Annotated in this window: 20 protein-coding genes; 8 read left to right on the top strand and 12 right to left on the bottom strand. The window is 36.3% G+C overall.

The annotated features are described in order from the left end of the window. Nucleotides 1–31: 31 nt before the first annotated feature. Nucleotides 32–1858, bottom strand: a complete 1827-nt coding sequence (locus tag H8S90_RS16890; RefSeq protein ID WP_187339032.1) for a glycoside hydrolase family 15 protein — start codon at nt 1856–1858, stop codon at nt 32–34. 222 nt (nt 1859–2080) lie between these two features. Between H8S90_RS16890 and H8S90_RS16885 the strand changes: the two genes are divergently transcribed. The 4 genes from H8S90_RS16885 (at nt 2081) to H8S90_RS16870 (ending at nt 7119) form a co-directional block, all read left to right on the top strand. Beyond that, entirely contained in the window at nt 2081–2854 is a 774-nt protein-coding gene (locus H8S90_RS16885; RefSeq protein WP_187339031.1) for an SDR family NAD(P)-dependent oxidoreductase, read from the top strand. Nucleotides 2855–2940: 86 nt separating this feature from the next. Beyond that, nucleotides 2941–4029 carry a tRNA 2-thiouridine(34) synthase MnmA gene (gene mnmA / locus H8S90_RS16880; protein WP_187339030.1) on the top strand — a complete coding sequence of 363 codons (1089 nt, stop codon included), beginning with the start codon at nt 2941–2943 and terminating at the stop codon, nt 4027–4029. 192 nt (nt 4030–4221) lie between these two features. Beyond that, complete coding sequence (gene topA / locus H8S90_RS16875) at nt 4222–6582, top strand: type I DNA topoisomerase (RefSeq protein ID WP_187339029.1); 2361 nt, start codon at nt 4222–4224, stop codon at nt 6580–6582. A gap of 129 nt (nt 6583–6711) precedes the next feature. Next, nucleotides 6712–7119, top strand: coding sequence for a hypothetical protein (locus H8S90_RS16870; RefSeq protein ID WP_187339028.1), 408 nt, complete (start codon nt 6712–6714; stop codon nt 7117–7119). 79 nt (nt 7120–7198) lie between these two features. Here the strand turns inward: H8S90_RS16870 and lysA are convergent, their stop codons facing one another. The 8 genes from lysA to H8S90_RS16830 form a co-directional block, all read right to left on the bottom strand. Beyond that, the gene (gene lysA / locus H8S90_RS16865) at nt 7199–8377 is read right to left on the bottom strand and encodes a diaminopimelate decarboxylase (protein WP_187339027.1); all 1179 of its coding nucleotides are present in this window, start codon (nt 8375–8377) and stop codon (nt 7199–7201) included. Nucleotides 8378–8410: 33 nt separating this feature from the next. Then, nucleotides 8411–9727, bottom strand: a complete 1317-nt coding sequence (locus tag H8S90_RS16860) for an aspartate kinase (protein WP_187339026.1) — start codon at nt 9725–9727, stop codon at nt 8411–8413. Between the two features lie 394 nt (nt 9728–10121). Continuing rightward, the gene (locus tag H8S90_RS16855; RefSeq protein WP_187339025.1) at nt 10122–11012 is read right to left on the bottom strand and encodes an exopolyphosphatase; all 891 of its coding nucleotides are present in this window, start codon (nt 11010–11012) and stop codon (nt 10122–10124) included. Nucleotide 11013: 1 nt separating this feature from the next. After that, complete coding sequence (ppk1, locus tag H8S90_RS16850) at nt 11014–13086, bottom strand: polyphosphate kinase 1 (RefSeq protein WP_187339024.1); 2073 nt, start codon at nt 13084–13086, stop codon at nt 11014–11016. A gap of 139 nt (nt 13087–13225) precedes the next feature. Beyond that, nucleotides 13226–13906, bottom strand: a complete 681-nt coding sequence (locus H8S90_RS16845; protein WP_187339023.1) for a hypothetical protein — start codon at nt 13904–13906, stop codon at nt 13226–13228. A 61-nt stretch (nt 13907–13967) separates the two neighbouring features. After that, nucleotides 13968–14996 carry a Gfo/Idh/MocA family oxidoreductase gene (locus H8S90_RS16840; protein ID WP_187339022.1) on the bottom strand — a complete coding sequence of 343 codons (1029 nt, stop codon included), beginning with the start codon at nt 14994–14996 and terminating at the stop codon, nt 13968–13970. A 113-nt stretch (nt 14997–15109) separates the two neighbouring features. Beyond that, on the bottom strand, nt 15110–15649 hold the full coding sequence (locus H8S90_RS16835) for a DUF4142 domain-containing protein (RefSeq protein ID WP_187339021.1): 540 nt from the start codon (nt 15647–15649) through the stop codon (nt 15110–15112). A gap of 105 nt (nt 15650–15754) precedes the next feature. Further along, the gene (locus tag H8S90_RS16830; protein ID WP_187339020.1) at nt 15755–18328 is read right to left on the bottom strand and encodes a phosphoenolpyruvate carboxylase; all 2574 of its coding nucleotides are present in this window, start codon (nt 18326–18328) and stop codon (nt 15755–15757) included. Nucleotides 18329–18860: 532 nt separating this feature from the next. Here H8S90_RS16830 and H8S90_RS16825 point away from each other — a divergent pair. Continuing rightward, nucleotides 18861–21029 carry an FUSC family membrane protein gene (locus H8S90_RS16825; RefSeq protein WP_187339019.1) on the top strand — a complete coding sequence of 723 codons (2169 nt, stop codon included), beginning with the start codon at nt 18861–18863 and terminating at the stop codon, nt 21027–21029. Nucleotides 21030–21037: 8 nt separating this feature from the next. Here the strand turns inward: H8S90_RS16825 and H8S90_RS16820 are convergent, their stop codons facing one another. Next, entirely contained in the window at nt 21038–21778 is a 741-nt protein-coding gene (locus H8S90_RS16820) for a hypothetical protein (RefSeq protein ID WP_187339018.1), read from the bottom strand. A gap of 61 nt (nt 21779–21839) precedes the next feature. Beyond that, nucleotides 21840–22454, bottom strand: coding sequence for a WbqC family protein (locus H8S90_RS16815; RefSeq protein ID WP_187339017.1), 615 nt, complete (start codon nt 22452–22454; stop codon nt 21840–21842). Nucleotides 22455–22598: 144 nt separating this feature from the next. On the opposite strand from H8S90_RS16815, the gene H8S90_RS16810 reads away from it, so the two are divergent. From H8S90_RS16810 to H8S90_RS16800, 3 genes are all read left to right on the top strand, one after another. Next, a complete protein-coding gene (locus H8S90_RS16810) occupies nt 22599–23468 on the top strand; it encodes a lysophospholipid acyltransferase family protein (protein ID WP_187339016.1) in 870 nt (289 codons plus the stop codon). Beyond that, complete coding sequence (locus H8S90_RS16805) at nt 23465–24490, top strand: glycosyltransferase family 2 protein (RefSeq protein WP_187339015.1); 1026 nt, start codon at nt 23465–23467, stop codon at nt 24488–24490. The genes H8S90_RS16810 and H8S90_RS16805 overlap by 4 nt, the downstream gene beginning before the upstream one ends. Before the next feature lie 71 nt (nt 24491–24561). Beyond that, a complete protein-coding gene (locus tag H8S90_RS16800) occupies nt 24562–25269 on the top strand; it encodes a membrane or secreted protein (RefSeq protein ID WP_187339014.1) in 708 nt (235 codons plus the stop codon). A gap of 15 nt (nt 25270–25284) precedes the next feature. On the opposite strand, the gene aroQ is transcribed toward H8S90_RS16800, so the two are convergent. Then, the gene (aroQ, locus tag H8S90_RS16795) at nt 25285–25698 is read right to left on the bottom strand and encodes a type II 3-dehydroquinate dehydratase (protein ID WP_187339013.1); all 414 of its coding nucleotides are present in this window, start codon (nt 25696–25698) and stop codon (nt 25285–25287) included. Nucleotides 25699–25817: the final 119 nt, after the last annotated feature.

Below are 25817 nucleotides of genomic sequence, written 5' to 3'. Positions count from 1 at the left end.
CACCTCCTAATCCTTTACGGTTTTGTAATAGCTACTTTCTACTTAGCTGCTTATCTAATTCCAAAGCGGCACTTATTAGCCCTAAATGTGTAAACGCTTGCGGAAAATTACCCAAATGTTCTCCCTTTTTACTTATTTGTTCAGCGAACAAACCAAGATGGTTCCCGTACCCAATCATTTTCTCAAAATTCTCAACGGCTTCATCTAATCTTCCAGCTTTTGCGAGACACTCAATGTACCAAAAAGAGCACATAGTAAAAGTTCCCTCCTCTCCTTCCAAGCCATCAATTTTATTAACATTATTGTTATAGCGATATACCAGTACATCCAATCGAAGTTGTTTATCTACTGCGGACAACGTGGAGATCCATCGAGGTTCCTCCGGAGTCACAAAGTGTACAAGCGGCATTAACAACACACTGGCATCAACGGTATCAGAGACTTTATTACCATCTTTGTACTGCGCCCAACATTTTAACTTTTCATTCCAGAAGTTATTAAAAATGTCCTCATAAAGCTCATTTCGTACTGTTATCCATTCTTCCTGAGGAAAAGGAAACGACCGTTGCTGCCCTATTTTAATTGCTCGATCCATGGCCACCCAGCACATTAAACGGGAATGGAGAAATTCATGTTTTTCATTTCTTATTTCCCAAATGCCATGATCCGTTTGGCGCCATTTTTTTATAACTATTTTAACTTCTTTACAAATGATTTTCCATAATTCAAAGGTGATCGGGCGATGATACATATTAAATATATAGATGGTATCGAGAAGCTCTCCGTAGATATCCATTTGTAATTGGTTATCTGCTTCGTTACCGATACGTACAGGACTTGACTTTCTATAGCCCTCTAAATGGTCGAGTATCTTTTCTTTCATATCCGACTCACCGTCCACCTTATAAATTAAATGAAGGTCCCGATTTTTATCTTGCGCTATAATCCATTTAAGAAAAGCTACAGATTCGTCAGCAAAACCAAGCTTGAGAAAAGCAAACATAGTAAAAGCAGCATCTCTAATCCACGTATAGCGATAATCCCAATTACGGTCGCCTCCAATCTCTTCTGGTAAACCAAAGGTTGCTGCAGCAACCACTGATCCGAATTGCGCTGACGTTAATAATTTTAATGTAATCACCGACCGTTGTAAGATCTCCTTCCAACGACCCGAGTATGTCGATTTACTAACCCACGACCTCCAAAACTTGATCGTTTCAAAATAGGTTTTATGCTGATAAAATGAAATATCAGCAAAACTGTCCTCTTTTCCCTCATCAACCGATTCTAAAACAACCCAAGCCTCTTCCGCCTCTTCTAATTCAAAAGCAGCATAGCCATCATTTTTCTTCACCGATAATGAAAAAGTAGCCTGTAAACGCATGGCTGTTTTCGTACCGTCATCAGCATTTATAGTAATGACACCATTTTCATTATTACTCTTATGTTTCTCCCTAGCATAATCAAACCGTGGCTGGCAATGCATAAAAAACTTGATGGTACCGCGAACAACCTTTACCTTTCGCACAATAGCATTATAACTCGTACAAGTGTCTTCACGCACCGGCATATAGTCTGTTAGTTCAACGATACCTTCATCAGAGAAAAAACGCGTAATCAGTACAGCCGTTCCAGGAATATATAACTGTTTTGTGTGCATGCTTTTCATCTGTGGTTCGACAGAATAAAAGCCTCCTTTCTTTGCATCCAAAATACGTGCAAAAACGCTGGGAGAATCGAATCTAGGAAAGCATAAAAAATCGATTGATCCATCTAAACCAACAAGCGCCGCTGTTTTCATGTTTCCTATAATACCATAGTTTTCTATTGGTTTATAACTATTGTGTGTATTTTTCATCCGCAAATAATTTTATACCTCGTCGGTCGGGTGCCCGTCTACTATCGGCGGGAAACTTACCACGTCTAAAATCCACATACTGTAAAACGAAAGTGAAATTTTGAACACGAGCGGGTTCATCAAATATGTATTAAAACACCTCATTAAGTGCTCAACAATTTAATAACCATGTTGTTTAGATACTAAACATTGAATCCTAATATTATAATATTCAAATTTAATATGGCACGATTAAAAGATAAAGTAGCACTGATAACGGGCTCGGACTCGGGCATTGGAAGAGCAGTAGCTGAAGCCTACGCAAACGAAGGCGCAAAAGTAGTTATTACGTATCATTCAGATGAAGAAGCAGCAAACGAAGTAGAAAAAAAGTTAATCCAGATAGGCGCCGAATCTGTAGTTCATCAGTTGGACGTCAGTGATGAAGATAGTGTAAAAACGGTGTTTTCAAAAGTAGTTGATCATTTTGGCAACATAGACATTTTAGTGAGTAACGCAGGAGTAAATGGCAGTAACATCCCTGTGTCAGACATGGATACCAAAACATTTGACACTTGTATTAAAACCAATTTATATGGTGCTTTTTTTTGCTGTAGGGAGTTTTTACAGCTCAAAACCTCTGATAGAAAAGGCAAGATTATTATCGTAAGTTCCGTACACGAAGACGTCAACAATAAAGGGAATGCTGATTATAACGCTTCCAAAGGTGGCGTCAAAAACTTTAGCAGAAGTTTAGCGCTTGAACTTGCTGATAAGAATATAAATGTCAATAATATAGCCCCAGGCATGATTCTTACTCCTATGAACCAGAAAGCTATGGATGATGAAAAAGTAAGAAAAGAGGCAGAACAAAATATCCCCATGAAACGCGCCGGGAAAACTGAAGATATAACCGGAATTGCCATATATCTTGCTTCGGATGAAAGTGATTATGTTACTGGAGCAACATTTTTTGTGGATGGAGGATTAAGTATTAATTTAGGACAGGGCGCTTAGCTGCTATATTACATTGAATTGACTTCTCATATCAATCATTATTAAAAAATAGCTTTATCTTTGCGGCTTATTTATATTTATCGGTAATGAGCAAGCACGGACGTATTTTAGTTGCTATGAGTGGCGGGGTTGACAGTTCTGTTGCAGCAGTAATGCTTCATGAACAAGGGTACGAAGTAATTGGTTTGACGATGAAAACTTGGGATTATGCTTCTTCCGGTGGATCATCAAAAGAAACTGGTTGTTGCAGTTTGGACAGCATTAACGATGCTCGTTCATTAGCCGTTGGTTATGGGTTTCCACATTACATATTAGATATTCGTAACGAATTTGGAGATTTTGTAATCGATAATTTTGTGGATGAATACTTGGCCGGGCGTACACCAAATCCTTGTGTTTTATGCAATACCCACATTAAATGGGAAGCATTGCTTAAACGCGCAGATAAACTTGATTGTGAATTTATCGCGACCGGTCACTACGCAAACATCCGTTTAGCACAAAACGGACGTTATGTCATTTCCAAAGGAAGAGACGAGCATAAAGATCAATCTTATGTTTTATGGGGCGTATCACAAAAAAATTTAGCTAGAACAAAGTTTCCTTTAGGCAGCTTCACGAAAGCTGAAATTAGACAAATGGCGTTAGAAATGGGCCAACTTGAACTAGCCAATAAATCTGAAAGCTATGAAATATGCTTTGTTCCAGAAAATGACTATCGAGCATTCTTGCGGCATCGTGTAGAAGATATTGACGAGCGTATTGGTGCAGGAAATTTTATATTAGCAGATGGAACCGTAGTAGGTCAACACGCAGGTTACCCTTACTACACTGTAGGTCAACGCAAAGGACTTGGAATCGCACTTGGCAAGCCTGTTTTTGTTACAAAAATACTACCCGAGAGCAATACCGTGATGTTGGGATCAGAAGAAGATTTAGCTAAAAACAGCGCCTTTGTACGAAACTATAACCTAATCAAATACGAGCATATAATTGATCCAATTGAAGCTGCTACCAAAATACGGTATAAAGATGTGGGTATGTTGAGTAATATAGTGGAAGAAGATGGAAAGATTAAAGTTGATTTTCATCATCATGTAAAAGGCATAGCTCCTGGCCAATCAGCAGTTTTTTATGAAGATAACGATTTATTAGGTGGAGGGTTTTTAATGTAAAGTTTTGTTAACGTAAATTTTAATAAAATTCTAATCCAGAAAGCACTAAATATTAATTTTCAATAATTACATTTGATCACCATGATACATAAGCCGGAGTTCAATTTCTTCGGCTTGTTTTTTATCAAAAAATTTAAAGGGGTTTGCTAAAACATGAATAAATCCCTTTATTTGCAAAAATCAAGATACTGAATGGCAAAGAATTTATTAATTGTAGAATCACCGGCAAAAGCAAAAACCATAGAAGGATATTTAGGAAAAGACTTTCTAGTCAAATCAAGTTATGGCCACATACGTGATTTGGTTAAGACCGACGATGCCATCGATACCAACGATAATTTTAAACAAAAATATGAAGTCCCTTCCGACAAAAAGGCAGTAGTTAGTGAACTAAAAAAGCTTGCAAAAGCTGCCGAAACGGTATGGCTAGCATCCGATGAGGATCGTGAGGGGGAAGCTATATCGTGGCATTTATATGAAACACTAAACCTAAAGGCACAAAGTACCAAGCGCATTGTGTTCCATGAAATCACTAAACCAGCTATTCTAAAAGCAATAGAACAACCTCGTAATATCGACTTTAATCTAGTAAATGCCCAACAGGCCAGAAGGGTGTTAGATAGGCTGGTTGGTTTCGAACTTTCACCGGTATTGTGGAAGAAAGTTAAGCCTTCACTTTCGGCAGGTCGTGTGCAATCCGTTGCGGTACGGCTATTGGTTGATCGAGAACGAGAAATCAATAGATTTGAACCCGAAGCGGCATTTAGAGTTGTCGCACTATTTTTCACAGACGATAAAAAGGAACTCTTCAAGGCTGAATTGTCTCAACGTTTCGCTGATATAAATGAAGCAGAAAGGTTTTTACAAGATTGTGCAAAAGCAGTTTTTGAAGTCAAAAGCTTAGAGACAAAACCTAGTAAAAGAAACCCATCGGCTCCATTTACTACGTCAACTCTTCAGCAAGAGGCTAGCCGCAAGTTAGGGTTTTCGGTCGCCAGAACGATGACTATCGCTCAGCGACTTTACGAATCGGGCAAAATTACCTATATGCGTACAGATTCGGTCAATTTAAGTAATACTGCTTTACAAGCAGCAGAGCAAGAAATAAAATCTGCTTATGGCGATAAATACTATAAGAGAAGACAGTATAAAACAAAATCTGCTGGAGCACAGGAAGCGCACGAGGCCATCCGCCCTACTTATTTTGGTCAGCATAGCATTGAAGGCGATGCTTCAGAACGCAAACTCTACGAATTGATATGGAAACGCTCCATAGCGTCGCAAATGAGCGAAGCGGCATTTGAAAAAACCATTGCCAAAATAAGTATTTCTACCCGAAACGAGGAGTTCACTGCAAACGGAGAGGTAATGAAATTTGACGGTTTTTTAAAGGTCTATTTTGAATCTACTGATGAAGAAAGTGAAGTAAGCTTAGACGAATCTGGTGACAATACGCTTCTTCCTCCTCTTCAAAAAGGTCAGCACCTCGGATTAAATGAAATGATTGCTACAGAAAGGTTCAGTCGGCCTGCTGCTCGATATACCGAAGCCAGCTTAGTCAAGAAGTTGGAAGAGCTTGGTATTGGCAGACCTTCTACTTACGCTCCAACCATTTCAACTATTCAAAATCGTGGGTACGTGGTTAAAGAAGATCGTGAAGGGAAACTGCGTAATTACCGTGTACTAACTTTATCTTCTGGCCAGGTACTTGCTCAGGAAAAAACAGAAATAACAGGAGCAGAAAAAGCAAAATTATTTCCTACAGACATTGGCATATTAGTCAATGATTTTTTAGTTGAGCATTTCAAAGATATTGTTGATTTCAATTTTACTGCCACTGTGGAAAAGGAGTTTGATGAAATAGCTAATGGCTTAAAAGAATGGACGGCAATGCTGCACAACTTTTATGGTCCTTTCCATAGCGAAGTAAAAAACACGATAGAAAATGCAGACAGGGCAAGTAGTGAAAGAATGTTGGGAATTGATCCTGAAAGTGGGAAACAGGTGAGTGTAAGAATTGGCCGTTTTGGCCCATTAGTTCAAATAGGCTCTCCTGATGAGGAAGAAAAACCTCGGTTTGCAAGTCTTAGAAGCGGACAAATGATCGAAACCATAAACCTTGAAGAAGCACTTGAACTATTTAAGCTTCCTAAAAAGGTGGGGACTTATGAAGATAAAGATATGACGGTTGCTATTGGTAGGTTTGGACCTTACATCCGTCACAATAGCGCCTTCTACTCTTTACCTAAAGGAATAGATCCTATGGATGTAAATGAAGATCAAGCTATCGAAATCATTGAAATTAAACGTAAAAAAGATATCGAAAAAATAATAAAAACTTTCGACGAAAATCCTGAAGTAAAAATTGAACAGGGAAGATGGGGACCCTTTATACGTTTTGGTAAACAAAATATTAAAATACCTAAAAACAAAGACGCTGAAAAATTAACATACAGCGAAATTGTAGAACTCGCAGAAGCTGATAAAAATACGGGAACTTCTGGGGCTCGAAAAAAAGCGACAGCAAAAAAAGCAGTTAAAAAGAAGTCCTAATTCTCCGCTAAGAAGTACTTGAATAAAAATAATAAACGGGGCATAGCGATCTCTTCGACACCGCTAAAAAAAATGAAAAATAAAGAAGAACCCATGCAAGCTTCATCGCTATAAAAACCATTTATTCTAATGAAAAAAGACTTGCCACCAAATATTGTAGAAGATATTTACATCGCGGTTATCCTTGAAAATGAATCGCCAGAGGGTAAAGTCTGGAATGTCTATCTGATCAATGAAAAAAATGAACAGATAGACAATGTATTAGTTAGTAGTAAAGGTTATGGTATAAAAGATGATCGAGAAGTCAAAACATCCGTTTTAAGACATTTTATTGGTGATTTAGCAGCAAAGAAATTTTCGCTAATCGAAGCAATTGATGAGCAAGTTTTTGGTTTAACAAACGAGTATCTTTTAAGTTATTATATCAACGGTACTATATATGATAAAAAATATATATTTTTACCCGAAAGTATTATTGATTCCAATCTTATTCGGGTACCACTATTGAATAAGCCAGGTATATTAATTGGTGCATGAAAGATCGCGTATCTTTAAAATAAAAAAGCGACAATACTAAATGAAATATTATCGCTTTTTTTATTAGGAAAATTCGTATTTATAATTCATCACTATATACATACCTAATTTCATCACGTAAGTTGTACTTGGAAGCCATAACTTCACCATAAGCGCCCACAGTACGAATAGCAATTAAGTCCCCCCTTTTTGACAAAGGCAGCTCAACTTCTTTACCAAAGCAATCGGTGCTTTCGCAAATAGGCCCTACGACATCATAATGTGTAAAATCGGAGGTATTGGACCTATCCTTCTTCTCTATAGCTTTCAAACTTTCTATTTTGTGATATGCTTGATATAAGGCGGGACGCATGAGTTCTGTCATACCTGCATCCAATATAAGAAAATTCTTTTTGATACCATTCTTCACATATAGCACCTTACTAATCAGACTGCTACACTGGGAAACCAAAGCACGCCCTAGTTCAAAGTGCACTTCCTGTCCAGCTTTTCTTTCCAGAAAATGATCGAAAATTTCAAAATATTTCCTAAAATCAACAATAGACTCTTTATCCGGTTCGTTGTAATTCACTCCAAGACCTCCGCCTACGTTCAATATTTTCAGTCGATAACCTCGTTCATCAAACCAGCTATTAAATTCGTTAACTTTCACACATAAGCTCTTAAACACATTCATATCAACTATTTGAGAACCTACGTGAAAATGTATTCCGATAAGCTCGATAGATTTATTTTCCTTAATAACGTCCAGACAAGCACTTAGTTCCCAAGTTTTTATACCAAACTTATTCTCGTCCAAACCAGTGGTTATATATTTATGTGTCTGTGCATCAACATTAGGATTTATTCTGAGTGCCACCTTTGCTATTTTACCACTTGCTTTTGCAAGATCTGCGATAACAGAAAGCTCCTGTACAGATTCCACATTGAATGCAGAGATATTATGATCCAGTGCATTTAAGATTTCCTTATCGGCCTTGCCAACCCCCGCAAAAACAATATCTTTGGGAGCAAAACCAATCTCGATAGCTTTAAGCACTTCATTACCGCTAACACAATCAGCTCCAATACCTGTTTGCTGAATAACGGTCAATACTCGTTCGTTGAAATTGGCTTTCATAGCATAGTGAATATGAAAATCAAAAGCATTAGCTGCGCCCTGCGCACTTTTTAATGTAGCCTGCAACAAATCTAAATCATAATAAAAAAAAGGCGTTTCTTTCTGCTCAAAAGCAGTTATTATATCTTTATTAAACATGAATTTGGGTTATATCCATTTAGGACTCAACAATTAAAACAAACGATTATGCAAAGAACGTAAGACTTCAACCTTATTTTCAGCATCTATCAGCAAGGAAATGTTAAAATCACTACCTCCGTATGATATCATCCTTATAGGAATGTGTTTAACAGCATCCAATACTCGTGAGGCATAGCCGTGAGTGTTTATGCTAAAATCACCTACTACACAAACGATAGTTTGATTAACATCAATTTCCACAGATCCAAAATCCTTTAATTCACGCTCAATATCACTTAAAAAACGTGTATCATCAACTGTCAGGGAAACCGCAACCTCTGATGTTGTAATCATATCGATAGGTGTTTTGTAACGTTCAAAAACTTCAAACACTTTCCTCAAAAAACCAAAAGCTAATAACATGCGCGACGAATGGATTCGAATAGCTGTGATACCATCTTTCGCAGCAATAGACCGGACCTCTCCCTTTATGGCACCATCTTTACTAATCAGCGTACCTGGAGCCTTTGGTTCCATAGTGTTTAAAAGTCTTACCGGTATATTATATTTTTGCGCAGGAAATACACTTTGCGGATGCAGTATTTTTGCACCAAAATAAGCCAATTCCGCTGCCTCATCAAACGTAAGGTGTGCTATCGGATAAGTGCCTTTCACGATTCTTGGATCATTATTATGCATACCATCTATATCAGTCCATACCTGTACTTCTTTGGCATGTATAGCCGCTCCAATTAACGAAGCCGTATAATCACTCCCGCCTCTTCTTAAATTATCTATTTCTCCAAAAGCATTACGACAGATATATCCTTGCGTGATAAAGAGATTATGATCAGTAAGCCCTCCAAGTATTACTTCCAGATGGTCACTGATATATGGTATTACGGGCTCATTGTCCTCATCAATTTTCATAAAATCAAGAGCTGGCAGTAGCTTAGATCGCACACCGATCTCTGTTAGGTAAAAATGATACAAGGTGGTCGATAATAGTTCACCCTGTGCTAATATTATCTTTTCTTCTATAGGCGTAAATAGCTCATTTGCAAATGACTGTATAAAATCAAAATGATAACTAATCAACTCCCTCCCATTCTCTTTTCCTTCAGCAGAAAGAAATAATTCGTCAACAAATTCGTCATACTTAGCACGTAGCCCTTTTATAAGCGCTTCGGCCTTTCGCTTATCTCCTGCAATAAATGCTTGAGATATTTCAACCAGTGTATTGGTTGTACCTGCTACAGCAGATAAAACAACGATCTGTTTCTCTTCAGCAGGACGAATAATATCCAGCAATTTTTTCATGCGTTCTGGACTTCCCACCGATGTTCCACCGAATTTTAAAATTTTCATTAGTTAATTAATTTATCCTATTAAAATCGCCATGTGCTTATCACTCTTTTTACACCGAGGCTTTTATACTATTAAATAATTGCTTAAGTTGTTTATCTGCTTTTGATGGTGTACAAAAATACACAACAAACTTAGATAAACAGCCCTTTATATGCAATTTATCGAAAGGGTACATAAATTCTTTATTTACCATAAGGTATTCATAAAACTTTGATCTGTAATCCCTCTTCAGCTATTAGAATTTTTAATACATGAAACCCCGTATAAAAAGTACTATTTTATACGGGGTGCCAAAAGTAATCAAAAAATGTTATTTTATTAAAAAAACGTTATTTTTATTATAAAATAATAACATTTAAGCACAATTAATTTAAAATATAAAACTAAACCACACCTATTTTATGCTGAAATTGAGGTTACTCCTATCTATTAATGTCTGTATGATGCCATCCACTAGCCCTACTCTTGGAACCACTATACTCTTCACTCCACCCCACTTCATCACGTTCAGAAAGATCTCACAAGCTGGAATAATTACATCTGCTCTATCGCTATTTAAGCCTAACACATTGATGCGTTCCTTTAAAGAAAAAGAATTCAGGTATTCATAAATAGCCTTTAACTTATTGAAGGATAATGGCTTTGTCGCCTTTTCCTCAGCTAATCTGTAAAGCTTATTAATGTTACCACCCGTACCGATACCTATAATCCCCTTATATTGCCTCGTATGATCTTTTATCCACTCCTTCATTTCATACCAAGTTTCTTCACTATCCTGATTATCCAAAATACGTATGGTACCAATGTTAAATGATTTCGACCCCTTTAAACTTCCGTTGCTGAATATAGATAACTCCGTACTTCCCCCGCCTACATCAACATATAAATAATTTTTCTTTCTTTCTAACTGTTGTTCAATATGGCTGTTATAAATAATATTTGCTTCCTTAACCCCATCAATAATCTCTAGCTCTACCCCCACCTTTTTAATTTTCTTTACTAATTCTGCACCATTTGTTGCCTCACGCATTGCCGAAGTTGCACAGGCCATATATTGAGTGACTTTATAAACATCCATCAGATTTCTAAAGGCAGCCATTGCTTTGATAAGATCTTCTGATTTTCTTTCTGAGATTGCTTTATCAATAAATGCATCATCTCCTAAACGTAAAGGAACTCTTATCAATGTATTTTTCTTAAAAGAAACAACTGCGCCGTTTTCAACAATGTCTGCAATTAAAAGTCGAATGGCATTAGAACCAATATCTATAGCTCCATATCTCATATTAATTATTCTTATTTTTTAGATAGTAGTAAGTATCATGCTGGGCGCGACGGCTAGATTTTCCTAGTTCTCGTTTGACATATTTATTATCATTTGTTGCATTAATTACACGCGCTTTTGTATTATCATTCAATTGAATATCTATAATGTCCCGGATTTCCTTTTTTATAGAATTATCCAATATAGGAAAACTTACCTCCAGCCTCCTATCAATATTTCTGGTCATCCAATCAGCAGATGATAAATAGACTTTTTCGTTTCCTTTATTGCCAAAGATCCATACTCGGGCATGCTCCAAGTATCTATCAATAATGCTTATCACCTCAATATGCTCGCTATAACCAACCTGCCCAGGCACCAAACAACACATTCCCCTAACAATTAGTTGTATTTTAACGCCTGCGTTATTTGCTTCATATAATTTAAGAATCATTTCCTCATCTGAGAGACTATTCATTTTCAAAATCATATAGGCTTTGGCCCCTTCTCTTGCATGGGAGATTTCATTTTCAATAAGGTCATAAACGGAGTGTCTCATTTCCAGGGGCGACGTAATAATATATTTATATCCTTTAAAAAACTCTTTATTATCCAACCCATTAAAAAGCCTTTTCAAGTCTTCCGTTATCCCTCGATGAACCGTAAATAAACTATGATCACAATAAGTCCCTGCACTTTTTTCATTATAGTTGCCCGTTGCCAAATTTGCGTAGTACGTCAACTGCCCTTTTTCGTATCTACTTACCAAGCAAATTTTCGAGTGAACTTTGTATGCCATCATACCGAAGTTGACATTGACCCCGCCCTCTTCCAGTTTATTACTCCAATAAATATTTGCTTCTTCGTCAAATCTGGCCTTTATTTCTATTAGGCAATTCACCTTTTTTCCATTTTTTGCTGCATTAATCAATGCGTTAATAACCTTAGAGTTTTCTGCCAAACGGTATAAGGTGATGTTAATTTCCGCGACTTTAGGATCTATGGCAGACTCTCTTAAAAAATGTATAATATAATCGAAAGATTGGTAAGGTAAGCTGATCAAATAATCACGTTTGGCCACCTGATTAAAAATGCTTTTCCCCAGGTCAAGATCCTTAACTGCCAGCTTCAGCGTCTTAGCGTACTCTAGAGAGGTATCTCCTACATTAGGAAAATCTATAAAGTCTTTAAAATTATGGTATCTGTTTCCTGGAATCAAAACACTATTGTGCAAGTGCATGCGGGAAACCAAGTAGCTAATCATATCCAACGGCATCTCACTGTCATAAAGAAGGCGCATAGGCTTACCCTTCGATCTGCGCTGCAAGCTTTTACTTAAAGATTCTATAAATTTTTCGCTTACATTAACATCAATATCAAGTTCTGCATCACGAGTTAATTGCACGGTATAAGCTTCAATATTATCATACTTAAAAATAAAGAAGAGCTCATCTAGACAATATCTAATGATATCATCTAAAAGTATAATAAATTTAAGGTTATTACTATCCGGTAAAACTAAAAATCTACTCACACTTTTCGTAGGTACCTCTAATAACGCATACCTTATTTTTTTTTTGTATGTTAATTTTACGAGAAAGTAAATACGCCTATCTTTCAACTCCGGAAAAGGCTTTTCCGGAGTTGAAAGATCTAACATTATCGGCACAAGATCAGGTAATACCTTTTCATGAAAATAGGTCCTAACAAATTGTCCTCTACTAACATTAAGTTGTGTATCATTAATAATGAATATCCGCTGTTCGGCAAGTTCTTTTATTATTTTGTGTTCATAGAGATACTCAAATCTTTTCTCTTGTTTTACAACAATATTCTTAATTTCACTAAGTATTTTCTTAGGGCTAAAGCCCAAGAATTCCTTTGCCTTAGTATTTACATCTGTTAGACGGTTTAAAGTCGCTACGCGCACCCGGTAAAATTCATCAAGATTAGAAGAAAAGATAGCTAAAAACCTAAGTCTCTCAATTAAAGGTACAGTCTCATCTGCTGCCTCTTGAAGAACACGTTCATTAAAAAACAGCCAGCTGATTTCTCTATTTATTAAGGGAGCTTTACTCCTAAAAGATGCAGACATCAATAAAAATACCTTTATTTTAATAAACAAAGGTTACATAAAAATGTTAATTTTTTGTTAACCAAATATTACCTTTTATTCAATCGAACCTTTATTTGCACAAACAGTCAACGCTATCTGAGTACAGCTTAAAACGAGTTCAAGTTGACTTTTTGGTATCGTCTGGAGTTATTTTTGTTTTGACAGCCGATTTTTGCACTTTCTCCTCAGCTTCTACTACCGGTACATTTCCTGAAGAGTTACTAATAATTTTTGTTGTTTTTTTTTCTCGAAGAGGTTTTTTCTTAGCAGTTTCAACGGTCTTATTTACAAGGGATTTTGTATTTATATTAGCATTCTGGGGTCGTTTAATAATCTTTTTCGTAACTTCAGGGTTTATTTCCTGATTAATCGGATCCCCATTCGGCTTACTTTGCCCTATTGATTGCGACTTTTTTATCGTATTTACTTCAAGCGCTTCATTCTTAGTAACTGCCTTTCCATCGTCCTTTATACTAGGAATAGTATCTCTATTTTTATCGCTTTTCTTCTTTATAGATACTTTTTTATTCTCTTTGGCTAGCTCTTTTTTATTGGTTTCTAGCGTCTTACCTTTCGTGTTCCGCTTGTCTCGTTTGCCCGCTTTCTTCTTTTTATTCTTATTCAAATCGGCTTTACTTATTTTTTTTGAAAGCTTATCAGTTAGTGTTTTACTTGCTTTCTTAATATCCTTAGTAAAACTTTTTGTTTCACCACCGAATTTGCCCAACAACGATTTAAGGCGTTTCACTAATGATTTTTGGATCGCCTTCCTGTCTATACTTTTTATTTTCCTTGCCATAACACGCTTAATTTTAATTGATATATTAACAAAGTAGCATGAAGGCCCAGTGGCATTTTTTTCAGTTCCATGGTTCCTGTTCCAACAGCTCCATCTGCCAAAGAATCTGCTCTTCTGTAATTGGATAAGGTTTATCTTTACGCAGCTGTTCGTAGACAGCATTAAATAATCCTTTATAATTCCCTTTTAAAGCTTCTTTGAAGGAAATTTGCTTCTGATTGTTTTTATTAATAACTGTGAGCAGCCCCTCCTCACCTACCGGCTCCAATCCAAACAATTCGTCGGTCGGCCACATACTTTTGTCTAACTGCTCTTCTTGCACATCTGCCCTGGATTTTTGAAAAGAACCTTTCGTACCATGCACTACATATGCTGGTAAAGGTTGTGCAACTAGTAAGCTCGCATAGGCAAATACCGTTAACCCCTTGTTATAACTCAGTACATAAGTAAAAAAATCATCTACTTCTGAATGCTCTCGATGAGTAGAACATAATTTTATACTTTTTTCGGGTTTACCAAATAATGAAATAATCTGATCTAATAAGTGAGGTCCTAAATCATAAGTAAGGCCACTGGCACTTTGCTTCGTTTCCTTAAACAGCTTCGGACTTTTCTCTCTTCTATAGCGATCAAAGCGCACATGAAATTCGATAATTTCACCTAAACTTCCACTGTCAATAATTCTCTTAACCAATTTAAAATCACTATCCCACCTCCTATTTTGAAATACCATAACGTGTCTCTGCTGTCGCCTTCCTATATCAAATAGTTCCTTTACCTCCTTACTTGTAGCTGCACATGGCTTTTCAATTAAAACATGCTTTCCCCTTAGAAGCGCTTTCTTTGCAAAATCATAATGCGTTTGATTAGGCGTGTTCACCACAACCAATTCAATCTCCTCATCGTTAAGCATTTGCTCTACATCGTCATAGCTTATAATGTTTGGATACCGCTCCTGTGCTTGCTTTTTACTTCGCTCTACTACTGCCTTCAATTTAAAACGCGTATTCGTTTCTAAAAATGGCGCATGAAATATTCTTCCCGACATTCCATATGATAATATGCCGGTTATTATTGGGTATTTAGACATAATGAAACTATATAAGTTCTATACAAAAATGAGAACAACAATATTTTATCTATAAAACATAATCTAATCAGATCTGAAGACCCAATTAGATTAAGTAATTTGTCGTTTTATCGTTATAATAACGCTTCAGTTTCTTCCTTTGTTTTCTTTAAAATGGGTAAGACTTCCGAAGCATAACGGTTAGTAGATAATTTGGTGTTATTCGTTACATTCTTAAATTGGTGGATGATGTATTCTTGGTTATGAAGAGACTGCTCAACATACACCTTTTCCAGTACATTTGTCCCTGCGGAGTCCAAACCTGCCGTTAATTCAAATGTCGACTGTCCTGGAAAAGGTAACAATACATTTGCTTCATCTGCTAACTCACTTAATTTTGACAACACCTCACCGTATTGGTTACTCAGATTGTCGGCTAAGGATTTTACATTTGCAGATGTCCCCCTCTGAGACACAACTTGAGCAAATGCAATTTCATCACTAGCCAGCTGATAAACTGTTCTTAAAAAGTCATATTCCTCGGTATCCGCCTTTGTAAAGTTTAAATAATATAATGAAGGACTGGTCTTATGTTCGCCAACAGTTGTACACGAATTCATTAACATAAGGCAAGCAAAAGCAGAAACACCTAATAAAGCAAATTTACTATTCATTGTCAATTTGTTTTTTAATTTTATATAGCAAACCTAATACAAAATTTCGCTATTTTCAATTTTAACTGTAATTACGTCTATTCTAATATCGATGTTGATAAACTATTAAACTAAATTTCTTCCAGCGTTTACTATTCCATAAACTGTTCTTGTTAAAAGCTTGCCGTATACATCATAATTTGGATCATCCTGCTTAATATCATGAAGCTTTTTGATCGCATAGTGCTGTATAATCACGAGAGGTAAAATGATTTTCTCTCTTGTAGCAATCGATCTGCGCTCTACCGGATATCTCTCCATTAAAGTCTCGGTATTCGTCAGTTTTAAGAAGTATTTTTTCGTTATCTCAAACTCTTCAAATAACATTTTCCAAAATTCTCCAAATTTCTGATCTTCTTGAAGATAAGAGGTTATATCGAAATTGGATTTTTTCATGGCCATAACACTATTATCTATTATGGTTTTAAACATGCCCGAAGTTTGATATAATTCTTCGACCTTTCCCCATTCTCCTGCTTCATCCGCGCTTTTCAATGCAGTACCTACACCGTAACAACCAGGCACGCTCTGTTTCAATTGACTCCAAGCCGTAACGAAACTAATTGCCCGCAAATCTTCTAATTTTAATTCCGACGTTGAATTTCTTTTTACTGGTCTGCTGCTAATATTTATTGAAGATAAGAATTTAAGCGGGCTAAATTCTTCCAAATATTTTAAAAATAACGGGTGGTGACGCAACTCCATAAATTTCTTATGGCTAGCTGCCGCCATTTTATCGATCAACTCCTTTTTCTCTTTGTTTAAAGTATCACCTGGACTATTCTGTATACCAGAAGTCATACCTGCATTTAACAATTGTTCGATATTGTAGTGTGCAGTATCAAATGAACCATACTGACTACTGATAGTTTGCCCCTGTATGGTTAACTGTATATGATCATTGGCAATTTCATCTCCCATAGAAGCATAAAAACGTTGCGTTTTTCCACCCCCACGTGCGGGCGGCCCTCCTCGTCCATCGAAGAAGGTAAGATCTATATCATATTTTCTCGCTATGGCAGTAAGTTCAATCTTGGCTTTATAAATTGACCAATTTGCCATTAAATATCCACCGTCTTTCGTACTATCAGAGAAACCGAGCATAATGGTTTGTTTACCGCCTCTGGTGTTTAAATGCTTTTTATAATACGTATTGTTATATAATGTTTCCATTACATCAGCCGCTCTATTGAGATCATCAACGGTTTCAAACAATGGAACAAAATCCATTGTCAATTCGGACTCCTTCCAGCCACTCCATAGAAAAAGTTCAATCAAACATAAAATATCTGTTGCTTGTTGACAATTACTTATTATAAATCTATGAGATGCTTTCTCCCCACCCGAAAGCTGTATGTGACGGATATATTTGATCGTTTCTACCGTATCTAAAATTAGTTTATCATCTGATTCTATGGGGAGATCCACTTCACGGAAACGGATGAGCTTTAATTTGGCCTTCTCATCCATCTCTTCAAATGTTTCGCTTATACCAGTTTCTTCTGGAAATGTACGATGAAGATATTTATAAGTTTTCCGAAGCACACTACTATCTTGCCTAATATCTAAACTGGAAAAATATGTACCAAAGATTTTAACTTTCCTTAATAAATCTTCCACTAAATCTACAAATAAACCATCGTGGTAGTCCGTAAGTACTCGTTTCACTTCGTTCAGGTTATGAATAATCGCCTCTTTATCGTTCTTTGGCTTCTCCACAGGGTTAAAACTATTTTCGTAGAACACTTCTTGTAAAGCATCCATATATTTCTCAACACCCTTGAACGTAATCCGGCGTTTGATAACTCTGAAGTCACGATAATAACACCGAAAAAGAATAGTTCGAAGGAGTGATGAAACTTCCTTTGTACTCTCTACGGTCACATTGGGATTCCCATCTCTATCACCTCCGGGCCAAAACCCCAACTCCACCAATTGTTTTTCTTCTTCGGGTAGAAAATCAAAATTATTATCAACCAAGAACTGTATATCAGACACCACAGGGTAAAAAACATGTTCTAAAAACCAAGTCAAACTTCGTGCTTCATCAACGGGAGTCGGTTTTTCTTTCTGGAGAAAAGGTGTTTTTCCTAGTTGTTGTAACAACAAATGGATATCATTGATATCATTATTTTTTAATGCCAGAGTAAGGTCAGTGATTATCCCAAGCACTTCCCCGGGATAAAACTGTGTGGGATGAGCGGTTAATACCAGCCGAAGCGAAAACTCCTTTAAACGCTCTACCACCTTATCTCTTAATGAGTTATTATTTTCAGCACGCTTAAATAACTCTTCCAAAGAACCACCGTCATCTGCTTTACCCGTTTTAAAAAAAGCGGCATCTTCTATCGCATCAAAAAGCACCACTTGACGCTCAATATATTGTATGATACGAAACAGTAGATCAAAACGATCTGCTTTGTGAATATACTGTTCATATTGACCAAAAAAACTTTCAATGATTGCTTCGGGATCCAATTTATCTGCAACTCCTTTTTCGATGTGCGTTGAAAAAAATGGCAACAATGTACCTGTATGTTTAATCTGATAAAATGGCAATGTTAAAAAAAGACTGTTATAAAGCTCGAAGCGTGTAAGAACTTCATTTTCATAAACAGCTTCTTTCTGACTTAATTTCATAAAAATTTCGAGTAAGTAGTTAATATATGTTTAAAATGCTTTATTAGGATTTGATTTTTTACCTGTCGTTTTTTCAACAAAACGGCACAAAATACAAATATTTTTCAACAAAAATGAATAGATAATAAACAATTCATACCGCGATATATCAGTAACAAAGCAACCATCTGCTAACGAATTAATTATTTTATCACGTACTATGATAATACCTCTTTTGATCTTAAACAATCCTATTGCAATTTAGTTGGAGCAAATAAGCTAAAGGAATAAAAACCTACCTAACCTATAGCAAATTATGAAGATATAAAGCGGCTAAAGCCTACAATAGAAATAGCCGGAACTAATACAATTATTTCGTATATTCGTCCATAAATCCAAGATAGGCACAATTTTGGTTTAGCGTATCATATCAAATTGAATTTTCTGATTTTTTCTCGTGAAATCTACTGGAACGCTGATAAGAAAGAAAGCAGTTAAGTAGGATACCGATGAAAGAAGATAGCCGCAAAGTCTTAAAAAGTGGTAAATACCAATGAAACAAACGCAAGAGATTAAATCATTTCTGTACAGCCAGTATTTTGCAGACGGATTGAGGATTGCCTTTGGCGCATTGGTTCCCGCTTTATTATTTTCCTATATTGGAGATATTAAAATAGGAACTGTAGTTTCATTAGGGGCTATTATTACCAGTATAGTAGATACTCCTGGGCCTACGAAAGATCGTAGAAATGCTATGTTGGTATTGGTAGGCTCCATTTTTTTGATTTCATTTATAACCAAAACGATCAATCAATATGAGCCTGCGACCGTCTTTCTTTTGTCCATACTTTGCTTTAGTATGTGTATGATAGCTGTTTATGGCGCAAGAGCGGCAGCCTTAGGCACCGCATCTATCCTCGTCATGATTCTAAATATTGACGATTTAAAAATGGGTGCAGACACCCCTCTGGCGCATGCATTTCTTATAACAGTAGGTGCCGCTTGGTATATGCTCTTGAGTTTAACACTCACGCAATTCAGACCCTTTCGCCTTTCGCAGCAGGCTTTAGCTGAGTCTATTCAAAATACGGCCACCTATCTGCGATTAAAAGCAAACTTTTATGACTTAAAAATAGATAGTGAAAAAAATTATCAAAAACTGATTGATCAGCAAGTGATTATCCACCAACATCAAGATACTGTACGTGAACTGCTTTTCAAAAGTAAAGCTATTGTAAAAGATACGACCCAAATAGGCCGTCTACTTGTCGTTATCTTTACCGATATGGTGGATGTCTTTGAAAAGATAATGGCTACACATTATGATTATCAAGCCATTAGGAAGAATTTCAATAATACACACGCCCTACGTATTATCAAGCTAACGTTAAATCGTATTGCAAACGAAATGGACAACTTAGCTTATCACATTAATGCCAATAAAAGGCCTCAACAGCTTTATAATTTTAAGTCGAATATTGAGAATATCAAAACTGCAATAGATCAAATAGAAGCACATGGAAAAAATGCCGTGGTGCTCAAAAAAGTATTGATAAACATCAGAGATTTGACAGATAAGATAGAAAACATCTACCAACACTTTACTACAAAAGAACGTCTTTTAGATAAAAATGATGAGACAGATCTCAGCAAATTTCTCTCTCACCAATCTTTCAATCCTAAAATTTTAAAAGACAATATTAGTTTGGGTTCTGGAACATTTAGACATGCGCTCCGAATGGTAATTGTGATGCTCATTGCATACGGACTTTCTAAATTTATTCCTTTTGGAAATCATAGTTATTGGATACTAATGACAGTATTGGTGATTTTAAAACCGGGTTTCAGCCTTACCAAACAACGAAACTACCAACGTATGGTCGGAACAATCATCGGAGGAGTTGCAGGGGTTGGTGTGTTATTAATTGTAGAAGAAGAGGTTGCACGCTTTGCTTTCCTGATGGTCTTTATGGTGCTTGCTTATAGCTTCATTCGAAGAAACTACATCCTTGGTGTAATGTTCTTAACCCCCTATTTACTTATACTTTATAGCTTTTTGGGAATAGGAACCATTCAAATATTACAGGAAAGGGTAGTTGATACTGTGATAGGTAGTTTACTCGCCTTTTCATCAAGCTATATTATTTTTCCTAGCTGGGAAAGCAAAAATATTCAAAGCACTATGCGAAAGTTACTAATTGCCAACTACAACTACTTGGTTAAAGCTTTAGAATATATGGCAGGTATAACAATTACACAAACAGAATATAAACTGGTGAGAAAAGATGTTTATGTTTGTATGGCCAATATGACATCGACTTTCCAGCGGATGATTACAGAACCTAAGAGCAAACAAAAAAATGCAAACGATTTAAATAAGTTCTTAATATACAATCACATATTATCCTCCTACTCTGTAGCATTAGTAAACGTTGTAATCAATGCCGATGAAGAATCTATAATACATGAGCATATTAAGCTTTTAAAGAGTGTATTACTGCAATTGGCGCGAACTATCAAACAATTTAAACCTTCTGAAACAGACGATCCATTTATCGAAATTGACGTTTTAGCGAAATTAACTATAAATGAAAACGAAATAACTAATGAAGAAACCAAACTCATCACCGAACAGGTTCTCTTCATAAAGAAAATAACACAAGACCTTAACAAGGTTTGTGAGAAAATGGAACTATTAAAGGTCGATTCACCGAACAGTTAACGTCTGCATCATTGCTGCGGGTCAGCTTTGACGTCAGTCCCCTTTCTCTCAAATACAGTTATTACCCTATCGGCTACATTGGTAATATCGGTTTTTAACCCTACGTAAAACGATAATATATTTAAGGGTCTGTCTTGTATACTGCCAAATGAATGCATCCAGCCTGTATCAAAATAAATAAAAAAGCCTTTAAATTTATAATCCGCTCCAGCGCTTATCCGTCCGCCCATCAGCAATTTACTGGTAAAGTCATTTCGTATCACTTGTGTACTTTGAACAACTGCACGAGGCTCGAAGAATAACCCGACAGAAGGGCCGATAGTTACATAAGAGTTTAATCGATGAAACTGTCTACGTGTTCCAATTGGAAGATTTAAATTAAAATAACGGGCGCGACCATTTTCTATTAAGTACGAAGACTGGTTGTCTAAATTCTGCTGATTATACCCAAAAGACCACATATCAAGCGAAGGATATAACACATAATGTCTGTTGGGTAAAGAAATATCCATCCCCCAACTACTCGCTAAACGAACATCCAGGACCTCCCGTGTTCTCCCCATCGGAATACCTACACCTAAACTGCCACTAACAATATACACTTTGCTGCTATGAATCGTATCAGTATGTTTACTTATTTTCTGGTTAGTTCCTTCCTTAGTTATCAACCTAAACCGCTGCTGTTGAGCAAGCAGCATACCCTGAGCAAAAAGCGTAGTAAATATAAACAATAAAAAAAGCCTTAGCATGGTTATAACGTTTGTCTTACTGCCTATACGAACGTTTAGCCTTATGGCATTGTTTTACTAATTATAAATAATTTAAACTATTAGGACCTTGGTTAAACAATAAGTCAATAATACTCAAATTAGCTATAAAGCCGTTTTTTGGTTCAAATACTTGAAAATACGGCTTAACATCATAGGTTGGGTATTTTTTTTTAGGATGAATACTTTCGCGCAGATCTATGCCTTTTGTGTAATTTTTCTCATAAGTGTTGGTATAGCATATTGTTTTATTAACTTTCAGCAGTTTCAAAATTAACGATAATAGGGCTACATCATAATCTATTAGAAAATCGTACTTTTTTTCAAAAAAAGGTATAAACTCATCTTCATAAAACTCGAAATAGGCCGATCTCCGATAAGATGTCTGTATGCTCATCCAATGTAAGCGTTGCCAATTACTTTCATAACTTATTTTTACGTCTTTCATTATCGTATGTACCTTTGCTCCTTTCACTATCGGAATGATTAAATTCAGTTTGCCATTAGGCGAATGAATAACCGCTCGGTTTCTATATGTCTGCTTCGGAAAATGTTCAAATTGCTCTATAAGTATTTGCTTATCTGGTTCCTTTAACATTTCTGATACAGCAGCAATAGGTGGTAAATATAGACAAGGGAATAAATTATTCTTCTCCATTATAAAGATTAGCTTTTTGAAAAGACGAAAATACATATTCGTGATCAAATCTTCGCAACAAAAGCTGAGTACTAAATATTATATTTGCACTTTGTAGTTTTGCGCACGTTTCTTTAACAGGAACAAATTAGTTTTTAGTATTAAATGAATATCGGCAACCGCATACTATCCTTTTTAATCGGAATAGTGTCTTTGTTTCCTTTTTGGTTAATATATGTATTAAGCGATATATTATTTATTCTCTTATACTATGTTTTTCGCTACCGCAAAAGCGTTGTCGATGAAAATTTATCTCAGGCTTTTCCAGAAAAAACAACAAGTGAGAGAAACAAGATTACTAAAAAATTCTACAAACACCTTGCAGACATGGTGTTGGAAACCATTAAAATGAAAGCCATCACCGCTAAGGAAGTACGTAAAAGAATCCGACTTAACAACCCACAAGAAGTATATCAATATCTAGACCGCAAGCAATCTGTTATTGGGGTCACAGGTCATTACGGCAACTGGGAATTAGGGATACACAGCTTATCATTAATGATAAACAACCCGGTTCTAATCATCTATAAACCCTTAACTAACAAAGGCTTTGAAAGTATTTTTAATAAAATAAGGAGTAGATTCGGTGCTCAGATGGTTCCGATGAAGCAAACACTCAGGCAAATATTATCTCATAAAGATATTCCTCACGTAAGCATCTTTCTTTCCGATCAGACACCTGCACCCAGTGAATCCAACTACTACACTCCCTTTTTAGGTCAGGAAACACTTGTTTTTCAAGGGGTAGAGAAAATAGCAAGAAGCACCAACTTTCCAGTTGTATATTGCCATATTAATCGGCTAAGGCGTGGGTATTATGAATGCACTTTCACGACACTGTGCTCGGAACCAAAAAATGCTGATGCACATCGGATAACCGCAAAACACGTTCAGTTTCTGGAAAACATCATTAAGCAGCGGCCTGAACTGTGGTTGTGGTCACATCGCCGATGGAAATATAAACCAATCTCATGATCAAAAAAGTAGCAATTGTTATATTAAACTGGAATGGAAAATCGTATTTAGAGAAATTTCTTCCATCTATTTGCTCAAGTAACTATTCAAACCTGGAGATTGTAGTGGGTGATAACGGTTCAACGGATGATTCCGTAAGATTCTTAGCACATAATTACCCACAGATAAAACAAATTAAGACAGGAGTTAACTTAGGCTACGCTGCAGGCTATAATTACGTACTCAATCGAGTCGATGCTGACTACTTCATCCTGTTAAATTCGGATGTCGAAGTAAGTAGAGATTGGATAAAACCGGTTATAAAAATGATGGAAAGTGACCCTGCTATCGCCGCAGTTCAACCAAAAATATTATCCTATCGTCAACCTGAAGAATTCGAGCACGCGGGGGCCGCCGGAGGTTACATAGATAAATTTGGTTATCCGTTTTGTGCCGGCAGAATTCTTGACTCTACCGAAACCGATCATGGGCAATATGACGTATCAAGAGAGATATTCTGGGCAACTGGAGCAGCATTCTTTATCAGACGGGACGCTTGGCAGGAGATGCATGGACTAGATAATGATTTCTTTGCACATATGGAGGAAATTGATTTATGCTGGCGATTAAAAGCCGCAGGGTATAAAATTTGGTATTGCGCTCAATCAACGGTTTATCATGTTGGTGGAGGTACCCTGAACAAAGAAAATCCTTATAAAACTTATCTTAACTTCCGAAATAGCCTTTATATGCTACAGAAGAATCTATCGTTAATATCTGCATTATTTGTTATTTGTCTGCGCTTATGGTTAGATCTACTAGCCTTGATCCGCTTCCTATATGAGGGTAAACGAAAAGATGCGTTAGCTGTAAATAAAGCCCACATTAGTTTTTTTAGAAACTTCAGAAAAACTGCAAATAAACGTAAAAAACAAATAAAAAACTATAAAATTTCGTGCGTCTATAATGGGAGTATTGTGTGGGACTATTTTGCTCGGGGAATAAAAAAATACAGCAAATTAAAACAAGAAAAATTTTTGTGACGACATCTATAGTCTAAAAAACAAAAAAACGTGATTATTGTTATCATAGTCTATAGACAACCAGTTAAAATATGAAACTATCTACAGCTATCAGTTCATTTCTTCTTGTTTTTTTTGTAGCCACTATAAATGCGCAAACAACTACGATAGAGGGTACATGGCATGTTAAAGAAGGAGACACCGAACATACCCTCGTTTTGGTAGACGGCTACCTATCTTATAGTATATTTGATGTCAAAAATAAAAAATTTATTAATACAAGCGGGGGACCATATAGTTTACAGGGTGATAAATTAAAGGTAAATGTAGAATTTAATGCTCAAGACAAATCCGATGTTGGTGGTGGGCACGTATATATGGCTTCCTTATCAAACACTTTGAAAACCAATATTAGTGGGAAAGATTTATCATGGACAAAAATCGATGACAACAACGCTCCTTTGTCAGGCGTTTGGAGAATTACCGGTAGGCAAGTTAACGACAAAATGAATGAAATGCCTTTGAGAGATCGTAGAACACTTAAAATTCTTTCAGGAACAAGATTTCAATGGATAGCGATCAACATAAAAACCGGAGAATTTTCTGGAACTGGTGGAGGTACATATACCTTTGACAATAATAAATATACCGAGCATATTGAATTTTTCTCGCGAGACAATGACCGTGTTGGAGCATCGTTAAGTTTCGATGGTAAAATAGAAAACGGACAATGGCATCATAGCGGCGCTAGCTCCAAAGGTGATCCCATTTACGAAATTTGGAGCAAGATGTACAAATAACAATTATGATTATTTTTATAAAAAACTCTGTACGGCCAAGCGGTAACTAGTTAATCCGAAACCACATATAACACCCATACAATTTTTCGCCATAAAAGATTGATGTCTAAACACTTCCCTTGCATGTATATTCGATATATGCACTTCAACAACAGGTGTATCTATTGCTGCTATGGCATCGGCAATACCCACTGATGTATGGGTATAGGCTCCTGCGTTGATCACAATACCATCAAAAGAAAAACCTACCTCATGCAGCTTGTCAATAATGCTTCCCTCGTGATTTGTTTGAAAATAATTCAGCTCAACCTCCGGAAAAGTTTCGACTAATTCGGCAAAATAATTCTCAAAGCCTTTATCTCCGTAGATACCAGGTTCGCGAATGCCCAATAAATTTAAATTTGGCCCATTAATAAGTAATATTCTCATCAGTAATTTTTTAATATTTCCAATCCGCTATACCGAATTATTTCAGCCAAAAACGCATATGGTTAATATACTTTAAGTCAAAAAGTGATAAAATTAAATCATAAAAACGTCATGCTATC

The organism is Olivibacter sp. SDN3 (assembly GCF_014334135.1).
GTDB lineage: Bacteria > Bacteroidota > Bacteroidia > Sphingobacteriales > Sphingobacteriaceae > Olivibacter.
The sequence above is the reverse complement of the archived record's forward strand: the minus strand, read 5'-3'. Positions and strand labels throughout refer to the sequence as shown.

Excerpts from the sequence above, each read along its gene's own strand:
- H8S90_RS16805 (WP_187339015.1), top strand. The coding sequence starts at position 23,465 with ATGATCAAAAAAGTAGCAATTGTTATATTAAACTGGAATGGAAAATCG.
- aroQ (WP_187339013.1), bottom strand. The coding sequence starts at position 25,698 with ATGAGAATATTACTTATTAATGGGCCAAATTTAAATTTATTGGGCATT.
- H8S90_RS16840 (WP_187339022.1), bottom strand. The coding sequence starts at position 14,996 with ATGTCTAAATACCCAATAATAACCGGCATATTATCATATGGAATGTCG.
- H8S90_RS16830 (WP_187339020.1), bottom strand. The coding sequence starts at position 18,328 with ATGAAATTAAGTCAGAAAGAAGCTGTTTATGAAAATGAAGTTCTTACA.
- ppk1 (WP_187339024.1), bottom strand. The coding sequence starts at position 13,086 with ATGTCTGCATCTTTTAGGAGTAAAGCTCCCTTAATAAATAGAGAAATC.
- H8S90_RS16800 (WP_187339014.1), top strand. The coding sequence starts at position 24,562 with ATGAAACTATCTACAGCTATCAGTTCATTTCTTCTTGTTTTTTTTGTA.
- H8S90_RS16835 (WP_187339021.1), bottom strand. The coding sequence starts at position 15,649 with ATGAATAGTAAATTTGCTTTATTAGGTGTTTCTGCTTTTGCTTGCCTT.
- mnmA (WP_187339030.1), top strand. The coding sequence starts at position 2,941 with ATGAGCAAGCACGGACGTATTTTAGTTGCTATGAGTGGCGGGGTTGAC.
- H8S90_RS16825 (WP_187339019.1), top strand. The coding sequence starts at position 18,861 with ATGAAACAAACGCAAGAGATTAAATCATTTCTGTACAGCCAGTATTTT.
- H8S90_RS16860 (WP_187339026.1), bottom strand. The coding sequence starts at position 9,727 with ATGAAAATTTTAAAATTCGGTGGAACATCGGTGGGAAGTCCAGAACGC.
- H8S90_RS16810 (WP_187339016.1), top strand. The coding sequence starts at position 22,599 with ATGAATATCGGCAACCGCATACTATCCTTTTTAATCGGAATAGTGTCT.
- H8S90_RS16855 (WP_187339025.1), bottom strand. The coding sequence starts at position 11,012 with ATGAGATATGGAGCTATAGATATTGGTTCTAATGCCATTCGACTTTTA.
- lysA (WP_187339027.1), bottom strand. The coding sequence starts at position 8,377 with ATGTTTAATAAAGATATAATAACTGCTTTTGAGCAGAAAGAAACGCCT.
- H8S90_RS16870 (WP_187339028.1), top strand. The coding sequence starts at position 6,712 with ATGAAAAAAGACTTGCCACCAAATATTGTAGAAGATATTTACATCGCG.
- H8S90_RS16890 (WP_187339032.1), bottom strand. The coding sequence starts at position 1,858 with ATGAAAAATACACACAATAGTTATAAACCAATAGAAAACTATGGTATT.
- topA (WP_187339029.1), top strand. The coding sequence starts at position 4,222 with ATGGCAAAGAATTTATTAATTGTAGAATCACCGGCAAAAGCAAAAACC.
- H8S90_RS16820 (WP_187339018.1), bottom strand. The coding sequence starts at position 21,778 with ATGCTAAGGCTTTTTTTATTGTTTATATTTACTACGCTTTTTGCTCAG.
- H8S90_RS16885 (WP_187339031.1), top strand. The coding sequence starts at position 2,081 with ATGGCACGATTAAAAGATAAAGTAGCACTGATAACGGGCTCGGACTCG.
- H8S90_RS16845 (WP_187339023.1), bottom strand. The coding sequence starts at position 13,906 with ATGGCAAGGAAAATAAAAAGTATAGACAGGAAGGCGATCCAAAAATCA.
- H8S90_RS16815 (WP_187339017.1), bottom strand. The coding sequence starts at position 22,454 with ATGGAGAAGAATAATTTATTCCCTTGTCTATATTTACCACCTATTGCT.